Raw genomic sequence first — 18,554 nt, 5'->3', positions numbered from 1 at the left:
GCAGATCGACGGGGGAAGTTTCAGGAAGCGGGAGTCCGATTTCCCGATCGCTAGAAGACAACAGCCACTAACCGCAAACGGAAGGGACGTGACGGTGAAGCTACGGCAATTCCCCGGTGGCGCCTCGCATGTGCCTCCACTGCCCAAATCACAGCTCAGTCGACAGGAAGGAGCCATCGTATGTGGGATCTATTCGTTCTCGGCCTGATGGCCGGTGGGGTGCTAGCCCTTGTCGCGGTCGGCTTGACGCTGATCTTCGGCGTCATGGACGTCGTCAACTTTGCTCACGGAGAGTTCGTCATGCTCGGCATGTTCGCGACCACCGTGATCGTGCTGAACACCGGCATGAGCCCGTATCTCGCTGGCCTACTCGTGGTGCTCGCCTCGGTTCCGCTGGCCTACTTGGTCTACGTGGGCATCATCAGGCAGACGCTGGGCAAGTCGCTCAACGTGCAGATTTTCACGACGCTGGGGCTCAGTATCGTGCTGACGTCGGTCGCGCTGATGTTCCTCGGCTCGCGTACCTTCGCGTTCTCCGATGCCTTCGCCTCGCAACGCGTGTACGTGCTCGGCGTCGCCGTCGAGACGGGTCGCGTCATCGCCTTCGTCGGCGGAATCGTTCTGGTCGCAGCGCTCTGGGTATTCCTCCACCGCACCCGCCTCGGCAAGTCGATTCGCGCGGTCGCGGAAGACAACTACGCGGCGAAGGTCGTGGGACTCCGCATCAGCCGTGCCTACGCGATCGTGTTCGTGCTTGGAACGGTATTCGCCGTGGCTGCGGGCGTGTTGCTGGCCCCCTTCACCGCGGTGTCATCGACGACCGGCCTCAACTACGTGCTCGTCAGCTTCGTCATCGTGGTGCTGGGCGGCTTCGGCTCCGTCGGCGGTGCGTTCCTCGGCGGCCTGCTCATCGGCATCATCGAGACATTCGTTGGCTATTACTTCGGCACGCAGTGGATGCAGGCCTCGGTCTTTGTGATCTTCGTGCTCGTTCTAGCGCTCCGACCTCAGGGCTTCTTCGGCAAGAAGTCGCTCGACGCGGCGATGGTGGGCGGCTGATCATGAAATCAATCCGTGCATTCATCCCATTGATCGTGATCGTGGCGCTGGTCATCGGCTACACCCTGACCGACCCGAATCGCTTGAGCCTCGATCTGCTCAACACGATCCTGATCTTCGCGACCTTCGCGACGGCGTGGAACATAGCCGGTGGCATGACAGGGCTCTTCTCGCTCGGCCATGGAGCGCTCTTCGCCATCGGCGCCTTCGTCACGACCATTCTGCGCCTGAGTTACGGGGTGCCCACACTTCTGGCGATCCTGATTTCGGCGATCGTCGCAGTGCTCGTCGCGCTGTTCATCGGTGCGATCAGTCTGCGCCTCCGCGGTCACTACTTCGCGCTGGCGACGCTCGGCCTAGCGGCGATCATGTTCATCGTGCTGCAGAATCTCTCGGACTTCACCGGTGGCGACGAGGGCATCGTGATTCCGAAGGAAGTATCGCCGCTCAACCTGATCTTCCAGACGAAAGCCGAATACGTCTACGTGACCCTCGGCCTCTACGCGATCACCGCGCTCGTCGTAATTCTGCTCAGCCGCTCCAAGCGCGGCTACCAGATGCTGGCAGTGAAGGAGGACGAGGTGAGCGCCCGCTCGATAGGCATCCCCGCCGTGCGGGTGAAGATGTTCGCGGTCGGTCTCTCAGGCTTCTTCTCGGCACTGGCCGGTGCGATGTTCGCGCAGTACACGCTGTATGTGACACCCGCCAACGTCGGCTCCATCGCAGTGACCTGGGAGGCTCCGCTGATGGCCATCATCGGCGGCATGATCGGCGTCTTCGGCCCGCTGCTCGGCGCCACACTGATCACCCTGCTCGAGCACTACGTTGTTGAGGCGGTCGGCACGGCGATACCCGGGCTGTCGAATTTCCTCTACGGTGCGTTGCTGATCGTATGCATCCTGCTCTTGCCGAACGGCATCATGGGCATCTTGCGCTCGTTCGGCGACTGGGTGCGTCGCAAAGCCACTCGCCAGGCGAAGGCGCCAGCTCGGATCGATACCGTCGCGATCTCGGTGCCTGAGACCGATGGTATCGCCGACCCCGACAGCGCAGCCGAGGAGACCGGCGCCGATGGTGTCGGCACACACCGGAAACAGGAGCAGGCATGAGCCACAACATTCTCGAAGTCGAGAACGTGAGCATCGCGCTCGGCGGGCTCAAGATTCTCGAAGAGGTGCACCTCACGGCGGAGCGGGGCGAGATCACCGGTGTGATCGGCCCCAACGGCGCAGGCAAGACCACCCTCTTCAACATCGTCTCGGGGTTCATGAAGCCGAGCAGCGGCTCGGTGGAGTTCGACGGCCAGGAGCTGATCGGCAAGCCGCCCGAGCAGATTGCGAAAATGGGGCTGGTGCGCACGTTTCAGAAGGTGCGTGGCCTGCCCAAGCTGACGGTTCGCGAGAACGTGATGATCGGCGCCCTCAACCACCGGCGTCGCGTGCGAGACACCGACGAGGTCGTCGAGCAGCTGCTCGAGGACCTAAACCTGGGCGCGTATGCCGACGCGGTGGCCGAGGCGCTGCCCATCGGCCTACGCAAGCGGTTGGAGGTCGCCCGCGTGCTCGCGGCCGAGCCGAAACTCGTGCTGCTCGACGAAGTGATGGGCGGCCTCGTTCCCTCTGAGATTCAGGAGATGATGCAGCTGATCCGCGGGCTCGCCGAGCAGGGCATCTCGGTGATTCTCATCGAGCACCACATGAAGGCCGTGATGGGCCTCTCGAAGCATGTCGTCGTGCTCGAGCGCGGCCGCAATCTCGCCGAGGGCGCTCCCGCACAGGTGACCAGCGACCCTGGCGTTCTCACCGCCTACCTGGGAGAGGGCTACCAGCATGTTGCGCATTGAGAATCTCGCTGTCGCATACGGTCGGGCGAAAGTGCTCACCGACCTTAGCCTCGAAGTCGAGCAGGGCGAACTCGTCGCGCTGCTCGGCGGCAACGGCGTCGGCAAGACCACGACACTCAAGGCCGTTTCGGGCCTCGTACGGCCGCGGAGCGGCAAGATCCTCTTCGAAGGGCAACCGATACAAGGTCTCGCTCCGCACACCATCGCGCAAATGGGCATCGCCCACTGCCCCGAGGGGCGCCGCCTCTTCGGCGGCATGACCGTCGAAGACAACTTGACGCTCGGCGCGGTCACCCGCGAGGCACGCAACAAGCAGGGTAGGAGCCTCGAGCGCATGTTCGAGCTGTTCCCCATCCTGCTCGAGCGCCGCAAGCAGCATGCCGGCCTGCTCTCGGGTGGGCAGCAGCAGATGGTCGCCATCGCGCGCTCTCTCATGGCGGCACCCCGTCTGCTCATTCTCGACGAGCCCTCGCTCGGCCTGGCCCCGAAGGTCGTTACTGAGGTGTTCGAGGTGCTCGCATCGGTGCGGCATACCGGCATGACCGTACTGCTCGTCGAGCAAAACGTCGCACAAGCACTCGGCGCCGCCGACCGCGGCTACGTGCTCGAACAGGGGGAGATCGCAATCTCGGGCGAGGCGCGTGCACTGCTTGAGAACGAGGAGCTGCAGAAGGCTTACCTCGGCATCTGACCAGATTCAACGAAGAACCGTACAACGAAAGGGAAGCCCCAATGAAGAAGACGCTTCTGACAGGTTTGGCGCTCGCGCTGACCGCTGCTACGGCCATTGGTCTCGCCGGCTGTTCAGCACCGAACGGATCGGGCGAAGGCGGCGGCTCGGGCGAGACCCTCACGGTTGGTCGCATCCTGCCCCTGACCGGCCCACTCGCCGGCCTCGGAACCCGCGTTGCCGCGGGCTCCGAGATCGCGCGCCAGATCATCAACGAGGAGGGCGGCATCAACGGCGTCTCCATTGAGTTCAAAGATCAGGATGCGCCCGATGAGGAGGCGGCCCGCCGTGCCGCCGAGCGCCTGCTAAACGAAGATGTCGACATCGTGCTCGGCTCTTACGGCTCGGCGATCGCGTTGGCGGCGATCCCGGTGATCACCGGCGAGGGCGGTCTCTACTGGGAGACCGGCGCTTCGGCCGTTGCCATCACCGACGGCACCTACGACAACGTCTACCGCTACGCGAGCACAGCGCAGCAGCTCGGTGCTGACGCGGTGAACTTCAGCGCCGATGTCATCGCCGAGAAGCTCGGCAAGGCCCCAGGCGACCTGAAGATTGCTTGGGCGGGTGTCAACAACACCTACGGCTCGGACGTGCTGACCGGTATGAAGGCGGTCGCCGACGCCGACGGTATGGAGTTCGTGCTCGAGGAGGCCTACCCGGTCGACAGCTCCGATCTGACGAGCGTTGCGCTCAAGATCCGGGACTCCGCCCCCGACGTGCTGGTGCTCACCAGCTACGACGCCGACGCTGCGGCCCTGGGCCGCGCGCTGCGCGCTGCCGACGTAACGCCGCCCGCCATCATCGGCACCGGCGGCGGGCATGTGAACGAAGCCTGGATGGAAGCCATGGGTGACAGCGGCAATGGCTTCTTCAACGTAGGCTTCACCCCGGCGGTGAATTCCGAAGGGCTCACGCCCGAGGCGAAGAGCACCTACGAGAAGTTCGTCGAGAAGTTCAAGGCGACAAACAATGGTGAGGCGCCCGGCACCTTCGATATGAACGGCTTCGCCGGGGCTATGGCGCTCTTCGAGGCCATGAAGCAGGCGGAGGATCTGACCCCCGACGGCATTGCTGCGGCGGCCGACGCGCTCGACCTGCCCGAGCGCAGCATGCCCGACGGTCTCGGCGTGAAGTTCGACGCGAACGGTCAGAACGAGCGCAGCTTCTTCTTCGTCGGTCAGTGGCAGGATGGCGAGATGGTGCCTGTGTATCCGCTCGACCTCGGCCTGGGCGAGCCGCGCAGCATTCCGCTACCCGGCTGGAACGAGGCTCGCTGAACCGTCGCCTTGACGACCAGCAGCAAGCGACGAAAGGCGACGGCGTGTCGAGGACGGTTATCGATCTCACCCACGTGATCAGAGAGGGCATGGCAGGGCACCCTACGCACGGTCGAACCCCGGTCAAACTGGTGGGCTCGCTGAATCACTGGGGATACGCCCATCAGGAACGGTTCAACCCATACGACGGCCGTCGCCTTTCGTTCCAGAACGAGCAATGGGTAATGAACGGCAACACCGGCACCCATATGGACTCGCCCTTTCACGGCAACCCCGAATCCGAGTACTCGTCGGAGCGGATGCCAATCGAATACGGTCTGGGCACCGCCGTGTGGCTCGACTGCTCGGCGGCCTTTGGGCCAGACGGTCAGCTCACCCCCGAGATTCTCGAAGCTGCCGAGGCGGCTTCGAAGGAGCGGGTGATGCGCGGCGACATCGTGCTCCTTCACACCGGCTGGTCGCAGTTCTACGACAGCGACCCCGCAATGTATCTCGACCACCACATGGGGCTGACTAGGGAGGCAGGCGAGTGGCTTCGCGCCCGCGGAGCCCGCACGGTCGGCATCGACTGCTCGACCGTGGAGACCACCACCGGAGCCCTGACCTCGCCGGTGCACATGAACTATCTGCGTCCCGAGTCGCTTGGCCTCGCGCCCGACGACTTCATCGCGATTATCGAGAACATGACGAACATCGACAAGATACCGGCGCACCGCTTCGAGTTCGTCGGCCTGCCATTGCCACTCGAGGGGTCGAGCGCCAGCCCCATCAGGGCACTCGCGATCGTCAGATGAGACCCTGCGATCTGCTGCGCAGCCGCTCTGCGATGAGTTGCGAGGAGGTGGATGGCCTTGCGCATTGCTCCAGATGAACCGTCGGCTGCTGTGAGTTCTTTCACAACTGTGAGTGAGGCGGACCTCGGCGTTCATCGTCAGCGCTACCAGGTGGGGTGGTCGCATTGAAGTGGTGCCGTCGACGCCGACATCAGCTTCGCAGAGGTCATGATGCGCGCGGGCGCTCACGCTCGTGGTCGCGCGCAAATGCCAGCTGATCGCGAAGGCGGCGAACACGATAGTGATACGCGTGGGAATCGATTCGGCGGTCGATGCGAGCGACCCGTAGGAGAGGGATTGATGGCCTTCCGGATAGCGGTCCCGGAACTCATCCGCGGTGCTCAGTGAACTGGCGAGATCGGGGTAGCGGGGTCAGCCGGTAGGAACGCCGAGGCTTGCCCCTCCATCAACCCTGAGCACCTGTCCGGTGATGTAGCCGGCGTCGCGGGACAAGAGGAACTCGATCGCAGCGGCCACCTCGCTAACATCACCGACTCGCTCCTGGGGGATCGTGCTGAGCACGCGCCGCTCGGCAGCGGATCCAGATGGCCGGGTACGGCGGAAGAGCTCGGTGTCTATCGGGCCGGGAGCTACCGCGTTGCTCGTGATTCCATCTCGGGCGAACTCCATCGCCCAGGTTCGGGCGCACCCCTCGAGTGCGCTCTTCGCTGCTGAGTACGCGGTGCGGCCCATCGCTCCACGAGTCGCACGGCTGCTGAGTGTCACAATGCGCCCGTAGCCATTTCGAATCATCCCTGGGACCACCCAACGGCTCATCTGGATGGCGGCCCTCACATTGAGGTCCATGACAATCGCGTAGTCGTCCCAGGCGAGATCTTGAAGTCGGGAGGGAAGGACGATGCCGGCGTTGTTCACAAGCCCGGCGAACTCGTACTTGGCGGTCAACGCGGCCATCGTCGAGTCGACAGCCTCTATGTCGAGGAGATCGCACTCCACATGATGCCCGGGCAGATTCTTCGGTCTACTGCGGGATAGCCCTATGACCTCGACGCCGTCGGCGTGCAGCCGTTCGACCAATGCGGCACCGATGCCGCGTGAGGCCCCCGTGACGAGGATCGGACCAACAACGTTCCTCATAAGTCGAGCCCGGAGAGGACGAGAACTCGCTCTTCGGTCAGATCGGTCATTGCGGACTTCACTCCCTCTCGGCCGACGCCGGACTCTTTCACACCGCCGTATGGCATTTGATCTGAACGGTACGTAGGGACGTCGCCGACGATCACCCCGCCGACGTCAAGGTCTCGGTGGGCGCGGAAAGCGATGGCGATATCCCGTGTGAAGACCCCAGCCTGCAGTCCGAACCGGGATCGGTTGACCATCGCGAAAGCTTCGTCGATATCGTCGAACCGTTCGAGAATCATGACTGGCCCAAAGACCTCATCGGTGGCGATCCGCGCGTCGGCAGGAACATCCTCGAGCACGGTCGGGGTCAGAGTTAGACCCGATCTTTGCGCCCCGACGACGACACGCGCGCCGCCCTCGCGAGCCTCTTCGACCCACGACGCTATGCGATCAGCCGCATCCGCGTTGATCACCGGTCCAACCTGGGTGGTCGGGTCTCGGGGATCCCCTTGCCGCAGATCGCGGACCGCCGACACCAGCGCGTCGCGGGCGCGCTCGTACAGCGCCGAGGGAACTAGAACCCGTTGAACACTCACGCAAGACTGCCCAGCTTGAGCATTGCCGAACAGGGCAATCCGCGCCATCGCAGACGCGAGACCGTCTTCGTCCTCCGCGATATCTTGCGCAATGATGACAGCCGCGTTACCGCCCAGCTCGAGGGTGACGTGCTTCTCGGGAACCGCCCGAAGAATGCCGTACCCGACTCTCGCTGATCCAGTGAAGCTGATCACCGGGAGCCGGGGATCCGATACGAGCTTGGTGGCGATAAGGTCATCCACGTTGATGACGCTCACCGCTCCAGCAGGCAACCCGGTCTCGGCCGCCAGTCGGCCAAGAACTAGACCCGAGAGCGGTGTCTTCGGTGCCGGCTTCAGCACAATCGGCGCACCAACCGCGATCGCGGGAGCGACCTTGTGTGCGGCGAGATTGAGAGGGAAGTTGAACGGCGAGATACCCAGCACCGACCCCCGGGGGTATCGACGGACAAACGCCAGCCTTCCCTCGCCGCTGGGGTCGCCGTCCAGGCGAGTCACCGCCCCCGACCACTGCCGAGCATTCTCTGCCGCCCAGGCAAAGACCGACGCCGCTCGTTCGACTTCCACGACAGCCAGTGAGCGCGGCTTCCCCGACTCGCCCACCATCAGATCGACGATCTCCTCGCGCGCCGCGACAAGACCCGCCGAGATCGCGCGCAGCGCACTCGCGCGGGCATGCAAAGGAAGGTCGGCCATGGTCTTCCTGGCCGCGTCGGCATGTCTGATTGCCCTCTCCACCTGCTCATCGGTCGCAAGGGTCGTCACGCCTGCAACCCCGCCGGTGAAAGGGTCCTGCACCACGAGCTCGCGGTCGCCATGGACTGGTCGACCCCCGATCCACATTGGAGTCCGTTCGACCGACTGATCATTGTCGATGGGCACGTGGGAGGATCCTTCCGCTTGCGTATTCATCCCACTGTCGCCTTGCTGTTTCGCTCCCGTCCAATACTGCTCGGTTGACGGCTGAGACGTCCTGCTTATCGGCGACTGCACCCTGGCTACGGACACAGTCCGCGAGGAGTCCGTCGGCGATTCACCCTCCTCGTGGCCGTGGGTGCCGTTCGGCCCGGGCCCTGCGGAGCCCCGCTAGCGTGACCTCATGGTGTGGGTAGGCGCCAGCGCCGTGGACGATGAGAGCGGGAATCGATGACGCGCATTGCGTGGGAACGGTATGAGGGCAACGACATTGAGGCAGTTGTCGCGATGCTCATCAATCGGGAGCACCCAAACTCCGTACGCATAACGCCATCGAGGGGTGATGGCGGGGTGGACATCCTTGACCGAGGGGCAGCGGCAGACGGGGGTGACGTCGTCTACCAGGTCAAGCGCTACACGAAACCGCTCTCGGCGAATCAGCAGGACAGGGTCGAGGAGTCGTGGTCTCGTCTTCAGTCAGACCCACGCTGGGAAGCACTCAACGTCGAGGAGTGGCACCTAGTCACGCCATGGGACCCAACACCCGAAGCCGAGTCTTGGCTTCGTGGCCTGGACGACGGCGGCTCGCATACTGTCGTCTGGCATGGCCTGACATACATTGACGCCCTCGCCGCGAAGTATCCCGAGGTCATCGATTGCTACTTGGAGGGCGGCAAGAGCCGCATCGAAGAGGCGTACCAAGTGGTCGTTGCGCTGCTCGCTCCTAACGAAGCGAACGAGGCTCTGGATGTCCCGACCGTTTCGTCCCGGTTGGCAAAGGCGCTCACAGTCTTGGAGGGGGATCCCCACTACAAGTACGAACTCCGGATGGGGGACGGGCAACTACCCGGGGCGGTCGACCGTCCGAACCTCATGATGACTTGGATTCACTCTGACGGCCCAGGGAAGAGTTGGCAGGCAGTGGACGTGATCGCCAGGTGCGCCGCGTCGGCAACGGAACGACCCATCATCGTATCGGGAACAGTGACCGCGGAGCGGGACTCCGACTTGGCTGCAGCTGTTCAGGATTTTGTTGACTTCGGTACGCCATTCGTGACTCCGCGAGGCGCTTTCGCCGGCAGCATCGACGCTCCTGGAGGGCTCGGCGGGCCGCTGAAGGACGCGGCGATGCAGGTTGTCTCGCTCGGCGACGACGTCGGTGCTGATCCAGATCTCATCCTTGAGAGCTATACCCCGGAGGGTGAGGTGATCGCATCGACAGAGGTGACCCGTATCGAGCGGAGTGAGGGCTCGAAGGGGATCCGTGTGGTGCTCCGGCAGAGGAACAACGTGTTCACTGTCGAGGACCGCTACGCACCGTCTGAAGGAGGCAAGCGACAGTTCCGCTTCGGGGACTACTCGAACCAGCCAGCTCTGGGGGTGCGCGATGCTCTGGCGTTCATCTCATCAGCGGCATCCCCGAACACGGTCAGGGTGCGGCGTAAAGGCGCTCCAGCACGCAGTGCGAGCACCGATCCGAATTGGGGCGTCGAGTTCCCTCTGGAGATCCGCGAGCTTCTCGATGCGATCGCAGTTCCCGTCGACGCCCTCGCGAGACTGCAAGAGCACACCGGCACGATAGTCCGTGTTCCGGACCTCACGGCAACAACCAATGCGCAGGTGGCGAGTTGGCGACGCGCGGCCACACTCCTCGAAGGGAAGTCCGTCATTGCCGCCTACCCAGAGGGTCACGCCTTGGGACTCGAGCTCGCAGCGGAAGTCGATACGATCCCTGGTCCTGTGGCGGTCGAGGTTCCTCTTCAGGTAGCTACCGGCCAGCAAACCATCGACTTTGGCACTGCGTTTATGTGGATCGAGGATGCAACGATCCTCGAACGACGCGAAGTCCGAGGTCGCTTGATCCACTGGCTCACCACGCCAGACAGACGCGTCCGCTTTTCGCTCACCCGGGAGTCCCCAGGCACCACGGATGCATGAGCGCCGTTCAGCTTCAGCTTTCGCAGGATCAGCCAGGCTCGGTCCTGGCAGGGCCTGACGCCCGGATCCGTCGTTCCCGCTTGCGATGCCGGCGCGGGCAGGAACCGCACGTCACACGGGGGACTTGAGCACCAGCCGGTTTACTCACTCCCACGAGGACCGGTGAACGAAACGCGCGGGATTGTTCCATGCTGCGACGACCTTTTCGACCCGTTCGGGAAAGTCGGTGTTGGATTCGAGGGGGATCGGCTCTCCGGTCTGGGGGTGGATGGCCGTGGCGCGGTAGAAGGTCGAGGAGGAGCTGCTGACGCTCCACTGTTCAATCCGGCCGATGCGTTTGCCGTTGAGCAGGACCTCCCACTCCGGTGGGCGGTTGCGTAACCGTGCGGACCTGGGCGGAAGCAGCTGCAATTGGATGCCGTGCGGGAGTTGAGCAGGGGCCTCATTCGTAGACACCGAGCACCTCGTAGCTGTTGCAGTTCGTCTCACGGAGGTCGAAGACATAGGTCTGTGTGCGGTCGTCGACGCGGGCTGTGAATCGCCATCCTGCCCAGGGTCGCGGCGGATGCGTGATCAACGGCGAGTAGGAACGGTTGCCGGGCGCGCCGATCCGGGTAGGGGCGTCTAGCACCTGCCACCGTTTGTGGTCCCAGAGAAGCGTCACGGGCCGGTCGTCTTGGAACGAAAGGGTTGCCGTTCTTTGTTCGACGGTGACGATCATCGCAACCTCCCGAAATAGTAACTGTGTTCGAGACGCGATCGTACGCTGAGCCGGCGAGCTTCGCCACCCCGGGGTGCGCCATTCGTCCTCCTGGGTTTCCTCCTCACACCACGTCTATGACCAAGGGGAACCGGTCGAGAACTGTGCCGGCGCACAAGCGCGCGGGCTCTTCGCACCCCACGTCGAGGCCATCCGTGGAGTGAACGGGCACTGAGGATCCCTTCGAAGTCAGGTAGCTGCGATTCGATCGCTTCGGGCTAGCGCGCGTCGTCGAGGCGGATGATGTTGCTGTGTGATTCCGCCCGGCTGCGGAGCGCTTCGTTTTCTAGCGTGAGCCGCTGGATGTGAGCGACGGCGAGATCGAGCTGCCCGCGCAGCGCGGCGATGTCTCGCCGGAGCTTCGCCTCGGCGTCGCCTCGCGGTTCTGCCTCCGATGCAGAACGCTTCGGGCCGCGGAGCGCGGCACGTCGTTCGTCGGAGACGCGTTGCGCGATTGCCGGGAAGTGTCTCCAGAAGGTTGCGTTGGACAGCCCCAAGTGCGCGGCGAGGCCGCTCGTGCTGACGGGACGATCGCTGCCGCTTCGCAGGACGGTGAGGGCATCGTCGATTTGCGCGACGGTCGGTAGGGAGACGGCTCGGGTCATCGGGGATCCTGGCTCTTCATTAGAAACTGGGTGATCTGATCACGACGTTCTCTTATCCGCGTCTCGAGCGCGGGCGGGAGCGACGGTCGGGAAGCGAGCTGCGCGTCGAGCCCGTTGAGCTCCTCCCGCCAAGACTGGATGTTGTCTTCGGTGAGGGCGACGTTGCGGCAGGTGAGCGGTTTGCAGTTCGACTGGTCTGGAGAGCTGTCTGATTCTGACGAGCCCGCGCGGCAGAGCGCCTTGTCGTGGGAGTACACGCACGTGACGTACCTGCCGGGATACACTGCGGGATCGTGGGCGCTGATCAGGCGCAGGAAGCGTCGACGGTCTGTGGTGACGGTGCCTGCGAATCCCGGGGTCTGACCCATGAGGTCGAGCCGGCGCCGCGCTTCATCAGAGGCGGGACCGGCGAGGCGCGTGTGATCGTGCTGGTCGATGACGGCGAGGAGGTCCTCGCCGCGCGTGAGAGCTTGTTCGGCTTCGACCTCTGCGCGGAATCCCGAATCACTAGTGCCGGCGTACCCCTCGAACATCTGGATGCTGTGGTGGCGGTAGGCGATCGCCCCCGCGATGGAGCCACCGGGCCGGCGGGCGATGTACCAGGCCAGGGTGCGGCGGAACTGGCTGGTGCTGATCCGCCAGGGGCGGCCGTCGACGTCAGGGATGCCGTCGTTGCGGCCACGGGTGCAGCAGTAGTCGTTGACCCAGGTGACGAACCTGTTCAGCTGCCGGTTGCTGCCGGCGTTGGTCATCGTCTTGTTTCCGAGTCGCCCGGCCGATCCGGTCCCGGGTCCGGTCTTGATCGGCGCGAAGAGCCAGTCCGTGCGGTTGTGCGCCCGGTCTTGTGCCTGTTCGAGGACAGCGATGGCCCTCGCGGCGGGCGCGCCGATCACCCATGTCGCTGGAACCCCGGTGGGGTCGTCCTCCCCTTTGAACGCGAGGCTCGAGACTGTCCAGCGGTAGGGCTGGCCGTTGCCGTCAAGGTGAGCGGTGGAGCACCCTCGCCGCAGGTGTTTGACCTCGCTGTCGCGCATCCCGGACAGGAACGCGATGATGATGTAGCAGGCCGCTTGCAGCATCTGGGTGAGAACGGCGAGAGAGTCGTCGCGGGCGGGGTCGAGCGTGACGCCTTCGATCCAGCTGTCCCCGTCGATGTGTCCGGTGACGTCGATGTCGAGGTAGATGAAGTCTGACACGCCGAGGATCTTGGCTGCTTCGGCGAAGTCGTCCGCGTGGTCGTCGACGGCCCGACGGTTGCAGCCGATGGTGCGGGCGATCGCGGCGTGGTTGACCTGTCCGTTGAAACCTGGCAGAGGGTGCCCGGCCGCTCGGGCTTCCGCCAGATACTGGGAGACGCTGGCGTCGTTGAACTCCCTTGTGCGGCGTTGTGGGAGACGCGGGCGTCGCAGCTTCTCCCATTTGACAACGGCGGTCAGGATGTCCTCGGCGAAGTCGTTCACGAACCGCATCGCCCACACCAGTAGCCGGCTGTGGACTTCTTCTGGGATACGGGCGGTGGTGTTCTCCGTCCGGGAGGTGTTCCGCTCTCGCCATTCTGGGATCGTTCGGGGATCCAGGCGTAGTGCGTCGTGGCCAAGCGCGTGGCGGTATCGCCACAGGAACGCGACCGCAGCTCGCAGGGTGTGTCGTCGCGTCGCGCTGCGGTAGGTGACGGCGAGGTGGTGATGATATCCCAGGAGCGTGTCGGCGGTGATCAGCGAGAGTGCGCGGCCGCCGTGGTTCACATCGAGCCAACGCAAGAACACGGCGAGGTTGTAGAAGACGGAGTAGACGCTGCTGATGGTGAGGCGCGCTTCGTTGGGCGGGAGCGGGCCGGACAGGGCCGCGTAGGTGAACTGCTTCAGGACATGCCGGTACTCCTTGGTCGCGGTGTCGAACCGGAGGGTGAGGCTGCGCTGTTGGGTCTGCAGCGCCGCGGGACCGATCGGCCATTCGTCATCCCCGAACCGCGCCGTCTGAGTGAGCTCGACCCCCGGGCGCAGCGGGCGCCCGTGCAGCACGTACACGTCGGCAAGGGGTCCACCGGTCGGGGTGCGGGCGAGCTGGACTGTCATGGCTGCTCCCACGTCGGCTCGACAAGGTCGAGGAGGCTGTCGTCGGGTTTGTGCTGGGCTGCCTGATCGACTTCCGCTTCGCTGAACGTAGGCAGCACCTCGCGGCGTATGGCCGCCCAGGTTGCCCCATAGCGCTCCCACCAGGCGTCGTCGGTCATGTGCTGACGGCGCTGTTCCAGGGCGTCCAGAAGGCTGAGCAGTCGAGGGAGATGATCGTCGGTGATCACGCAGTTCCCGCAATGGAAGCAGTCGAGGAAACTCGCCGTGCATCGTCGCCCCGTTCCCGGGTGATGATCGTGATCGGCGCAACTGGCCCACGCGGTCTCCGTCCCCGGGATGTGCTCGTCCGTGTCCGCGGCGCGCGGCTGGATCCGTAAGGCGCGGCGCCCGTGTCCGGCCAGCGCCTTTTGGTGGGTCTCCCATGCGGTCCGTTCCACGTCGGTGAGCGCGTCTGCGACCACCTCGCGAGCCCAGTCGATCGTGGACGGATCACCGGAAAGGTAGTTGCGGAACAGGACGGTCGTGCTGTTGCTGCGCACTGCGGAGGGCAGATGGCCGCCCATCTGCCGGGTGCGGCGAACATCGATGCTGGTCTTGAGCCGGTTGAAGTTCAGCACCAGCGGTTCGGCGTCATCGCCGGTGCTCACGGGGTCGGCGAGGAGCTGGTGCGCGCGTACCCACCGCTGAATGTAGACGTTCGCGCCCAGTTCGTGACCGAACGGATTCCGACATCCTTGCTTCCTCTGGCCGGCCCGGTGCCAGGTCGCCCAGAAGGGGGCGTCAGCGAGGAGGTCACGGGCGGGAGCCATCAGCGCGTGCAAGAGGAGGTACACGCCACCCGGGGTCATGAGCTCCTTGTTCGACGGGCCGATCTCCCAGGTCACTGTCTGATGCCATCGGCCGGCTCCGCGGCGCCGCTTCGTCACCTCGAGCTCGACGGCGAGATCCTCGATCCGCCGATGGTGGGATGGCAGGTCCTTGATGACTTCCACATTCCAGCCCGTCGTCGCCACCAGCAGGACGAGCATCGGCGTCAGATCCTCGTTCGTGACGAACAGCTGCCGTGCTATCCGGGCGCGTGTCTGAGGCTGCTCGCGTAGAGGGAGTCCGGCCACGGACACCTTTCCTGTTTCCCGTGCGGCGTCGAGGCGGTCCCGGGCTGATCCGGTCAGGTCAGCAGGTGTCGTCGCCGTGAGCCGGTCGCGGAGCGCGATCACGTCAGCGCGCGCAGCGGCAACGATCCGTCGGAGCTCGCCGTCGGAGTAGCCCGGGAGCGGGTTCCTGCGGCGCCGAGACCTCGGGCGCATCCGGTCTCGCACCTCGGGGGCGACCAGACTCGCCAGCGGCTGCGTCTCGAACGTCGCCGCAGCGATGCGAGACTCCTCGCCCGCCGGCGAGACCCCGACGGCGGCTGTGCGGAGACGCAGGTAGGCATCGACGTGGTCGATGGTGAGTTGATCAGGCGTCCTGGGCGGTTGCAGCATCTGGGCGTAGCAGCGGATCATTCGTCCCAGACCGCCCCACGCGCTCAGCGCCGAGGCGCGAGTGCGTAGCGTGCCCGCTGGTCCGATCCTCGCCGCCCAGCTTGCGGCCAGCGCCTCATGCCACTCGGGCAGCGGCAAGGTCCCGACATCGAATGTGTACGTGCGGCCGTCCTCGCCATGGAACTCGACCAGTGTCCCGACCGTGAGAGGACGAGCGGCGTACGGGCGGTTCGGCATTGCCGCAGCCCGTCCAGTGCGCGTCGTTCCGCGTGGGCTCATAGCTCGGATCCGGGCTCGTGAGTGATGACCAGCGCGGTGTCGCGCGAGTCCTCCCATGGGTCCGACACCAGCTTCATCCGCGTCTCCATCTCCAGTTCCTCCAGAGCATGCAGGTACACCCGCGTGGTCGTGACGCTCTTGTGTCCGAGCCGTTGCCGCACCCAGTCGAGCGGGTCGCCGAACACGCGCGTGTAGTGGGTGCGCTGCGCCGGATTCAGGTGGGCGAGCGAAGCGATATGCCCCCGCTGCAACTGCTCCAGCGTGAGAACAGCGAACGTATGGCGCAGCATGTGTGCATGCGCCGCCACGCCGATCTCATGGTTGGCGCACCGTTGATTCGCCTGCCGGAAGATGTCCTTCCATGTGGAAGTCGAGACCGGCATCCCCTCCTCGGTCAACCAGAGTGACGCCGGTTCCCAGCCCTCCGGCCCCTGCATCAGCAGTCGGCGCCGCTCGTCGGCAGTCAACTGCGATAACCGAACGGAGCTGTCTCTCGTGGACGCGCCCTCCGCGGTCGCGTGTGCGCGGAAGTGAGCGTCGAGGTACAAGAACCCGGCGTCGGGGCGATCGTATGCTCCTCGTCGTTGCGCTTGAGTGATGCTGAGCCGCCGGTCGATGTCGACGTACGAGTGAAGCATGCGAAGGATGCGCGTCGGCACGTACACCCACCGAGCGGAGCCTCCCTTCGCGATCGCGGGCGGCAACCAGAACCGGTGGTACCCGCTGCTGGCTCGAACCTCTGGCAGCTCTATCACGCTCAACGCTGACTGCTCGGAAAGGCGTAGGCCGGTGCGGACCATCATGTCAGCGAAGACGGCGTTGCGGTCAGCCCACCGACCCCGGAAGAGCGGATCGCGTAGCCCGTCCGAACCGTACCCGCGGAGACCGACATCTCTCCAGATGCGGTAGGACCGAGCCGGGAGCCAGGCAATCAGTCCGCGTCTTGCCGAATGGGAGTACGTTGCCGCGGTCTGTCCTGATGCCACCGGCGGAGTGCCCTTGCGGCCGGAACGTTTCGCTCGCTGCGGGATCGGATGCGCCGCTACGTGACCGTTCAGTAGCTGCCACCGGTAGAAGCGATCCACGGCGCTCACTTCCCGATCCCACGTCGCTGGACTCACGCGCGGCCCGGTCAGGTCCTCACGACGCCACACCAAGTAGGCGCGGTGGTCCTCTTGATCGGCGTTCCACCAGCTGGTTCCTACCCGGGCGTGTTCGAGAAAGTCGAGGAATCCTTTGAGATCTCTCGCGTACCCCAAACGCGTTGACATTCGCGACGACAGCATGTCTGCCGAATAGAAGAACGCGTTCAACTTCACGTCGTAACTCAGGTCTGGCGCTATGAGGAACGGCGTGCCCACTGGGATCGCGAGATCGGACCGCCATCTACTCCACGCCTCAACTCCTGAGAAACCCGATAGCTCGGGCAACAGCGGTGGAGAGAATGCATCACGGATGTCGGGCTGTCGACGCGCCCCGGGACGGCCCCGAGCGCCCTACCCAGCATCACCGCTGTAGTCGCGGTGGTCAGCGCGCCAGAACGATATCCAGCCTCGACCACGATGGTCGCGGCAGACGCTGCCGCGATGAGGCGGTTGCGACCGAGGAACCGCCAGCGGGTCGGGGTAGCCCCAGGAGGAACCTCGCTCGCGACCGCACCCCCGTGCTCGACGATTCTGTCTATGAGGTCGCGGTGGCCCGCTGGGTAGGGGCGGTCGACGCCACCCGCAAGCCAGGCGACGGTGGTCCCGCCGGATTCCATGGCGGCACGGTGCGATGCCCCGTCGATTCCATATGCGGCTCCACTGACGATCGTCACACCGCTGCTAACCAGCTGCTCGCTGAGCTCACGTGCGACCCCGTCGCCGTAGGAGGAGCTCGCCCGGGCACCGATCATGGCGACGTTGCTGCGGATCGGCCGGGTAAGTGCCTCGGCGTCGCCCCGAAGCCAGATCAGGTGCGGCGCCCGGGTGCCGAGGTCCGTGAGACCGGGGACCTGTGATGGGTCGATCAGCTGGATGCCGTCTCGGGCCGCGGCGGCAAGGGCGTGACTCACTGCGGAGGACTGGAGCCTCGGGGTCCAGCGTTGGATCGCCGCGGCCGCTTCGGTGTGGTCGGCCGCGGCGTCGACGTCGATCAGCGACTGGATGGCGTTCTTCGGGTGCTCCAGTTCAGTGAGGGCTGCCGAGTGTCCCAGGGCGGCGGTGAAAGCGATGGCGATCGCGTCGGCGGGCTCCGTGATGGTGGACCATGCGGCGCGGGACTCGAGGTCGGTATCGATGAAGAGGGTGCTCATCTGGATGTCCTCTCGGGAGTGGTGGGTTGGATGCTGGGTGCGGGGGAGTGGGCACCCCGCATCCAGCGAGTCAACGGCGCAGGTCTGCCCAGTCGCGGCCGAAGGAGCCGTCGAAGAGGTCGGCGAGCGGATCGCGGGAGTCCGACTCGAAGCTGATGCCGTACTGCTCGGCGTAGTGCTGGCTCATCGTGTCCTGCATCGTGGTGGCCATCTCAACTCCTTATTCGTATCCCTGACAGTTACAGTATAGCCGCAGTCGCCGACATCGGGAAGAGGAGATGCGATGCCCGCGTCCCCCCGGGGGATCAGCAGATCTCGAATCCGCCCGAGGCGCGAGCGAACTTCGCGAACTCGGCCACGTTCGCGACCTCGAAGACGTAGGACGCCTCCCACGGTTCGCGGTCGCCGATGCCGTCGCACCCGTTGCACCATCCGCGAGCGGTGAAGCCCATCTCGATGCCGATGGCGTCGGAGCGGGTTCCTGTTCCGACGCACAGCCTGCACGTCTCGCGCGGCAAGGAGGCGATCTGGACGCTGCGCTCCGCCTCATAGAGAGCCACGGCGCCGTTGTCGAGATCCTCGGCCAGCGCGTCGGCCAGAGCTGCCGCGTCGTCAGCGTCGAGCCCGTCCCCATCGTTGGTGTGCCACAGGGTGCAGGCCGCGGCGAGATCGGAATGGGAGTGAGTGATGTACTCCGCGAGCGGATGCCACCACCAGACCGAGTTGCGGAAGTACTCGCCCTCGCTCGAAACCGGTGCTTTGCCGATGACGTCCATTC

Annotated in this window: 16 protein-coding genes; 7 read left to right on the top strand and 9 right to left on the bottom strand. The window is 64.9% G+C overall.

Features of this window, described 5'->3' with window-relative positions:
• The first annotated feature begins 180 nt into the window (after window positions 1-180).
• Genes L0965_RS16000 through L0965_RS15975 form a run of 6 tightly spaced genes read left to right on the top strand, consistent with a single transcriptional unit; the run spans window position 181 to window position 5,706 of the window.
• Window positions 181-1,059 (top strand): branched-chain amino acid ABC transporter permease, encoded by an 879-nt coding sequence (locus L0965_RS16000; protein ID WP_234058016.1) that lies wholly within the window; start codon window positions 181-183, stop codon window positions 1,057-1,059.
• A 2-nt stretch (window positions 1,060-1,061) separates the two neighbouring features.
• Complete coding sequence (locus L0965_RS15995; RefSeq protein ID WP_234058015.1) at window positions 1,062-2,168, top strand: branched-chain amino acid ABC transporter permease; 1,107 nt, start codon at window positions 1,062-1,064, stop codon at window positions 2,166-2,168.
• The gene (locus L0965_RS15990; RefSeq protein ID WP_234058014.1) at window positions 2,165-2,902 is read left to right on the top strand and encodes an ABC transporter ATP-binding protein; all 738 of its coding nucleotides are present in this window, start codon (window positions 2,165-2,167) and stop codon (window positions 2,900-2,902) included. Before L0965_RS15995 ends, L0965_RS15990 begins: the two co-directional genes overlap by 4 nt.
• A complete protein-coding gene (locus L0965_RS15985; RefSeq protein ID WP_234058013.1) occupies window positions 2,889-3,593 on the top strand; it encodes an ABC transporter ATP-binding protein in 705 nt (234 codons plus the stop codon). The genes L0965_RS15990 and L0965_RS15985 overlap by 14 nt, the downstream gene beginning before the upstream one ends.
• 41 nt (window positions 3,594-3,634) lie before the next feature.
• Window positions 3,635-4,912: an ABC transporter substrate-binding protein gene (locus tag L0965_RS15980; protein WP_234058012.1), complete on the top strand. Its 1,278-nt coding sequence runs from the start codon at window positions 3,635-3,637 to the stop codon at window positions 4,910-4,912.
• Between the two features lie 44 nt (window positions 4,913-4,956).
• A complete protein-coding gene (locus L0965_RS15975) occupies window positions 4,957-5,706 on the top strand; it encodes a cyclase family protein (protein WP_234058011.1) in 750 nt (249 codons plus the stop codon).
• A gap of 411 nt (window positions 5,707-6,117) precedes the next feature.
• Here L0965_RS15975 and L0965_RS15970 read toward each other — a convergent pair whose 3' ends face one another.
• Together L0965_RS15970 and L0965_RS15965 are read right to left on the bottom strand one after the other, a co-directional pair.
• Window positions 6,118-6,843, bottom strand: coding sequence for an SDR family oxidoreductase (locus L0965_RS15970; RefSeq protein ID WP_234058010.1), 726 nt, complete (start codon window positions 6,841-6,843; stop codon window positions 6,118-6,120).
• On the bottom strand, window positions 6,840-8,306 hold the full coding sequence (locus L0965_RS15965) for an aldehyde dehydrogenase family protein (RefSeq protein WP_234058009.1): 1,467 nt from the start codon (window positions 8,304-8,306) through the stop codon (window positions 6,840-6,842). Before L0965_RS15965 ends, L0965_RS15970 begins: the two co-directional genes overlap by 4 nt.
• A 264-nt stretch (window positions 8,307-8,570) precedes the next feature.
• Here L0965_RS15965 and L0965_RS15960 point away from each other — a divergent pair, with 264 nt between their 5' ends.
• Entirely contained in the window at window positions 8,571-10,277 is a 1,707-nt protein-coding gene (locus L0965_RS15960; RefSeq protein ID WP_234058008.1) for a restriction endonuclease, read from the top strand.
• A gap of 442 nt (window positions 10,278-10,719) precedes the next feature.
• Here L0965_RS15960 and L0965_RS15955 read toward each other — a convergent pair whose 3' ends face one another.
• The 7 genes from L0965_RS15955 to L0965_RS15925 form a co-directional block, all read right to left on the bottom strand.
• Window positions 10,720-10,998, bottom strand: a complete 279-nt coding sequence (locus L0965_RS15955; RefSeq protein ID WP_179872328.1) for a hypothetical protein — start codon at window positions 10,996-10,998, stop codon at window positions 10,720-10,722.
• Window positions 10,999-11,255: 257 nt separating this feature from the next.
• A complete protein-coding gene (locus tag L0965_RS15950) occupies window positions 11,256-11,642 on the bottom strand; it encodes a hypothetical protein (RefSeq protein ID WP_234058007.1) in 387 nt (128 codons plus the stop codon).
• Window positions 11,639-13,858, bottom strand: a complete 2,220-nt coding sequence (locus tag L0965_RS15945; RefSeq protein ID WP_234058006.1) for a hypothetical protein — start codon at window positions 13,856-13,858, stop codon at window positions 11,639-11,641. Before L0965_RS15945 ends, L0965_RS15950 begins: the two co-directional genes overlap by 4 nt.
• Window positions 13,859-15,476: 1,618 nt before the next feature.
• Window positions 15,477-16,799 (bottom strand): site-specific integrase, encoded by a 1,323-nt coding sequence (locus tag L0965_RS15940; protein ID WP_234058005.1) that lies wholly within the window; start codon window positions 16,797-16,799, stop codon window positions 15,477-15,479.
• 20 nt (window positions 16,800-16,819) lie between these two features.
• Window positions 16,820-17,776, bottom strand: a complete 957-nt coding sequence (locus L0965_RS15935; protein ID WP_234058004.1) for a DNA-processing protein DprA — start codon at window positions 17,774-17,776, stop codon at window positions 16,820-16,822.
• 70 nt (window positions 17,777-17,846) lie between these two features.
• Entirely contained in the window at window positions 17,847-17,987 is a 141-nt protein-coding gene (locus L0965_RS15930) for a hypothetical protein (RefSeq protein ID WP_234058003.1), read from the bottom strand.
• A 94-nt stretch (window positions 17,988-18,081) separates the two neighbouring features.
• Window positions 18,082-18,554: hypothetical protein (locus L0965_RS15925; protein WP_234058002.1), on the bottom strand; the 473-nt coding region annotated here is incomplete at its 5' end.

This window comes from Microbacterium sp. NFH-22A-Y (genome assembly GCF_021401375.1).
In the GTDB taxonomy this organism is placed as follows: Bacteria; Actinomycetota; Actinomycetes; order Actinomycetales; family Microbacteriaceae; genus Microbacterium; species Microbacterium hominis.
Note: the sequence above shows the minus strand (reverse complement) of the source record. Positions and strands in the feature narration are given on the sequence as shown.

What these genes read in the sequence shown, in the direction of transcription:
- L0965_RS16000 (WP_234058016.1), top strand. Translation starts at nt 181, where the DNA reads ATGTGGGATCTATTCGTTCTCGGCCTGATGGCCGGTGGGGTGCTAGCC.
- L0965_RS15995 (WP_234058015.1), top strand. Translation starts at nt 1,062, where the DNA reads ATGAAATCAATCCGTGCATTCATCCCATTGATCGTGATCGTGGCGCTG.
- L0965_RS15990 (WP_234058014.1), top strand. Translation starts at nt 2,165, where the DNA reads ATGAGCCACAACATTCTCGAAGTCGAGAACGTGAGCATCGCGCTCGGC.
- L0965_RS15985 (WP_234058013.1), top strand. Translation starts at nt 2,889, where the DNA reads ATGTTGCGCATTGAGAATCTCGCTGTCGCATACGGTCGGGCGAAAGTG.
- L0965_RS15980 (WP_234058012.1), top strand. Translation starts at nt 3,635, where the DNA reads ATGAAGAAGACGCTTCTGACAGGTTTGGCGCTCGCGCTGACCGCTGCT.
- L0965_RS15970 (WP_234058010.1), bottom strand. Translation starts at nt 6,843, where the DNA reads ATGAGGAACGTTGTTGGTCCGATCCTCGTCACGGGGGCCTCACGCGGC.
- L0965_RS15960 (WP_234058008.1), top strand. Translation starts at nt 8,571, where the DNA reads ATGACGCGCATTGCGTGGGAACGGTATGAGGGCAACGACATTGAGGCA.
- L0965_RS15955 (WP_179872328.1), bottom strand. Translation starts at nt 10,998, where the DNA reads ATGATCGTCACCGTCGAACAAAGAACGGCAACCCTTTCGTTCCAAGAC.
- L0965_RS15950 (WP_234058007.1), bottom strand. Translation starts at nt 11,642, where the DNA reads ATGACCCGAGCCGTCTCCCTACCGACCGTCGCGCAAATCGACGATGCC.
- L0965_RS15935 (WP_234058004.1), bottom strand. Translation starts at nt 17,776, where the DNA reads ATGAGCACCCTCTTCATCGATACCGACCTCGAGTCCCGCGCCGCATGG.
- L0965_RS15930 (WP_234058003.1), bottom strand. Translation starts at nt 17,987, where the DNA reads ATGGCCACCACGATGCAGGACACGATGAGCCAGCACTACGCCGAGCAG.